4 protein-coding genes are annotated in these 4,119 nt (G+C 69.6%); all 4 read right to left on the bottom strand.

Annotation, left to right across the window (positions count from 1 at the left end; all coding sequences use genetic code 11):
• The coding region (locus VF794_RS36570) for a hypothetical protein (RefSeq protein WP_331117788.1) at positions 1–1,046 on the bottom strand (1,046 nt) is incomplete at its 3' end.
• A 101-nt stretch (positions 1,047–1,147) separates the two neighbouring features.
• On the bottom strand, positions 1,148–2,347 hold the full coding sequence (locus VF794_RS36565) for an alpha/beta hydrolase (protein ID WP_331117786.1): 1,200 nt from the start codon (positions 2,345–2,347) through the stop codon (positions 1,148–1,150).
• Between the two features lie 71 nt (positions 2,348–2,418).
• Positions 2,419–2,901: a tRNA (adenosine(37)-N6)-threonylcarbamoyltransferase complex ATPase subunit type 1 TsaE gene (tsaE, locus tag VF794_RS36560; protein ID WP_331117784.1), complete on the bottom strand. Its 483-nt coding sequence runs from the start codon at positions 2,899–2,901 to the stop codon at positions 2,419–2,421.
• Positions 2,898–4,119 (bottom strand): NAD(P)H-hydrate dehydratase (locus VF794_RS36555; RefSeq protein ID WP_331117782.1); only part of this gene is annotated, 1,222 nt, incomplete at its 5' end. The genes VF794_RS36555 and tsaE, both read right to left, overlap by 4 nt.

Raw genomic sequence — 4,119 nt, 5'->3', positions numbered from 1 at the left:
CGAGCCCGCTGCACGGCTCCGGGGATCGAGAGGTCATTTGACCTGAGGTCGTCCGCACATCGGATGTGAATGGGCAATTCCAAATCCGCAGAGGGCACGCTCGCGTCACGAAACTTCCTGGCCCACAGGCAAGCCAGCATTCGGGAGGTGAGCGACTTACCCATGCCGAAGTCCGCCTGGATGATTACAATCCGATGTTTTCGGAGAACCTGCTCCAACCGTTCGAGCACAGGACTCCCTGCGGCCCGCCGGTCGTCCGCATCGCGTGCGAGCGGTTCGACGTACATCAGTTCTAAGGGCATGAAGGGGAGCGGGTCCCCATCCCGTGTCTCCTCTCTCGTGAGGTTTCCAAAGGTGTGACGGCTGCCCCATGCCGCCATGTCGCTGATGAGAACTTCCTGGATCAGTTGGGGTCTGTAGTCCTGTTGTAGGCTTTCCAGGTAGAGCCGCAACCGTTCGCCGGTCGTCGAGGCCATGGCCTCTCCCCAGGCGAGTACGAAGGAGCGCTCGAACTCGCGCACCCCTCCGGCCTCCAGTTTCAGCAGGGGAGGCTCGCCTTCCGTCGGCTCGAAGAAGGCAGTCCAGAGGAAGCGATAGTAGGGGGTGTTCAGCGGGCTTCCGGTGAGCGACCCCACGAGGTCGATCTCAAGCTTGCCTACTGGCAAGGCCCCGGGAGCAATATGGACCTGAACCGCACTCCGCAGCACCCGCTCAATCTGCTCCACCGAGGGCTGGGGGGGTCGTTCCACCTTCGCCACGTTCTGGAACAAGACGCGTGACTGGGTCGAGAGGATCTCGCTGTACTCCTGGTATCGGCGGATGGCGTGCCCGAAGCAGCGCGCGACGGTGGCCAGGTGCAACGTCCCCAGCCCCTCCTCCTGCTGCGGTTTCAGTTTCCAGAGGCCTTCGGCGGCGTTGTGGAGTGCGCTCAACGTGGACACTTCGTCCTTGCCGAAGCCTTCCTCCTTCCACGCATCGCGTGCGGCCATACCGGCCTGGAGAACGGAGCGCAGTACCTGTATGCCAGCCAGAATTTCAGGAACCATGACCGCGGAGCCTGCCACCCAGGTAGTTGCACGTAAACCCTGCGTGCGATCGGAAACCTGGGGCTGATGGCCCCGCCTGCGCCGCGCGGACTGGCACCTCCTCAGCGCGGAGGAAACAGGTAGCGCAGCACATCGCCGAAGCGCGCGGCCCACGCGGCCTCGTTGTGCGCGGCGCCGCTGACCTCCACGTACTTCAGGTCACTGGTGCCCCAGCCCTCGGCCATGAGGGCATCGCGGAGCAGGCGCACCTCGGAGAGGGCATCCGTGTCCTCGTTGGTGCCCATGTCCACCCAGAGCTGGAGCGGCGGCTTCGTGTCGAGCGCCTTCACCTTCTCCACGATGTCCTTGTTCGCCCACCACACGGAGGGAGACAAGACCCCGAGCCGCGTGAACGTCCCCGGGTACTTCAATCCGAGGTACAGCGACACGAGCCCCCCAAGTGACGAGCCCGCGAGGCCGGTGTCCCCGGGTCCAGGCCGGGTACGGTAGCGGGCGTCGATCATCGGCTTGAGTTCCTCGACGAGGAAGCGGCCGTAGGCATCCGCGTTGCCACCGCTGGGGTACTTGGGGTCTGGCTTGGGCGTGTACTCGGGAATGCGGTCGGAGGTGTTGGAGACGCCCACGATGATGACGGGCTCCACCTTGCCGGCCTGGATGAGCTGCTCGGCGGTCTCGTCCACCTGCCACTCGCCGGAGAAGGCGGTGGAGGCGTCCATCAGGTTCTGCCCGTCGTGCATGTAGAGCACCGGGTAGCGGCGCTCGGGGCTGTCGAAGTAGTCGGGCGGCAGGTAGACGATGACGTCTCGCGACCGGGAGAGGAACGCGGACGACACGCTCCGGTGGTAGCGGATGATGCCCGTCAGGCCGCGCTTCATCGCAGGCCCCTTGCTCGGCGCGCCCCAGCGGGCCACGGTGACCGTCACCGTCATGTCGCCCTCGACCGTGAAGGTACGCCGGGGCACCGGTGCGCCGTCCGCGGAGAGTTCGGGGATCCACACGTCGCGCTGCCAGAGGTCGTACGACACCTCCGCGCCCTGGGAGATGCGGACCACGCCCGTGTAGTGCCCGTCACCCTGGCGGCGCAGCTGGAAGCCCGGAGCGGTGTCGCTGCCGAGCGCCAGGTGCGAGCCCACCACGGTGATGATGGCCTCGGCCGGGGTGTCGGCGGGTACCGTCACGTCGAAGGTGACGGAGGCATGGGGAACCGCCTGGGGAGCGGGCTCGATGGCACCGCAGCCGGCCAGCACCGCGCCGACGAACGGAACGAGCAGGAGCCACTTCGCTGCGTGGGGGAAGGTCATGGGGCGCAGAATAGCCCCGCCCTCCCCCTGCCCTCTCCCAGGGGGAGCGGGAGCCTTGCGATGCTCGACAATCAGCGATCCCCGAGCCACGCCTTCAGCAGCTCGATGGGCCTCGCGCCCCAGGCCTCGGCCACCAGCTCACGCGACTCCTCGCCCGTGTCCCGGAGGGTGAGGCGCAGGAACTCGCGAGGCGCGGCCTCCGGAATCCTGTCCAGCCACTCCACCAGCACCGCGCCGTCCCCGCCCAGCAGATCCAGGAAACCCGTGGCGTACAGCTCGTCGTAGTCGGCCAGCCGGTAGAGGTCCGCGTGGTACAGCGGCACCCGGCCCCGGTACGGGTAGACGATGGCGAAGGTGGGGCTGGCCACTTCCGAGCGCGCCACGCCCGCGCCCTCGGCCACGCCGCGCACCAGGTGCGTCTTGCCCGCCCCCAGGTCTCCCACCAGTCCGACGAAGTCCCCCGCCTGGAGGAGCTGCCCCAGCCGGACGCCCAGCCGGTGCGTCTCCTCGGGCGAGCCGGACAGCACCGTACGGCTCAGCGTGGGCGCGCTCATCGGTTCCACCTCGTCCACACGTTACAGAGTCCCTTGGCCACGTCCGTGGCGATCAGCCCGAGCTGGCCACGCTGGGCCACCCTCAGGTCCGCCGCGAGGCCGTGCGCGAACACCGCCGTCCAGGCGGCCTCGGGGAGCTTCAGGCCCTGCCCCAGCAGCGCGCCCACCACGCCGCTCAGCACGTCCCCCATGCCCCCGGTGGCCATGCCCGGGTTGCCCGTGGGGTTGACGTACACGGTGCCGTCCGAGTGCGCGATGAGCGTCCGCGCCCCCTTGAGCACCAGCGTCACCCCGTGCGTGCGCGCGAAGTCCCGCGCCACCTCCACGCGGGCCCTCTGGAGGTCCTTCGTGGGCACGCCCGTGAGCCGCGACATCTCGCCCGGGTGCGGGGTGAGCACCAGGGGCCCCTTCGCCCGGCCGAGCACGTCCAGGTCGGTGGCAACGGCGTTGAGCGCGTCCGCGTCCAGCACGATGGGCACCTGCACGCGCGAGAACAGCTCGCCCAGCAGCCGCACCGTCTCCTCGCCCCGGGGGATGCCCGGGCCGATGACGAGCACGTCCTTCTTCTCCGCCGCCTCCAGCAGGGGCTCCAGGTCCGCGAGGCCGAGCGGCCCCTGGGTGTCCAGCGGCCAGCCCATCGCCTCGGGCACATGGCCGAGCACCGACTCCACCACCTCGGAGCGGGTGGCCACGGTGACGAGCCCCGCGCCGCTCCGCAGCGCCCCGAGCGCGGCCAGGGCCGCCGCACCGGACTTGCCGTGGCTGCCGGCCACCACCAGCACGTGCCCGTAGGTGCCCTTGTGCGTGTCCGAGCGGCGCGGCGCCAGGGCCCCTCGCGCATCGGCCTCCTCGACGAGGAAGAGCTCGGCGCCCGGCTGGGGCTCGACGGCCTCGGACGGAATGCCGATGTCCACGCACCGCAGCTCGCCGCACCTCGTGCCGCCGGGCTCCTGCAACTGCCCCTGCTTGAGAAAGCCGAAGGTGACGGTGACGTCCGCCTCCACGCACGGCTCGAAGGGCTCGCCGGTGTCCGTGTGCAGCCCCGAGGGCATGTCCGCGGCCACCACCTTCGCCCCTCCCTCCCGCCAGCGGAGCATGGCCCGGATGGCGTCGGCGAACTCCCCCGTCGGAGCCCGCGTGAGCCCCGTGCCGAAGATCGCGTCCACCACCACGTCCCCGGCCCTCGGCTCCGGCACCGCGCCGAGCGGCTGGGGCTGA

It is taken from the genome of Archangium sp. (assembly GCF_036389735.1).
GTDB lineage: Bacteria > Myxococcota > Myxococcia > Myxococcales > Myxococcaceae > Archangium.
This window is presented reverse-complemented; position numbering and strand designations above follow the sequence as displayed.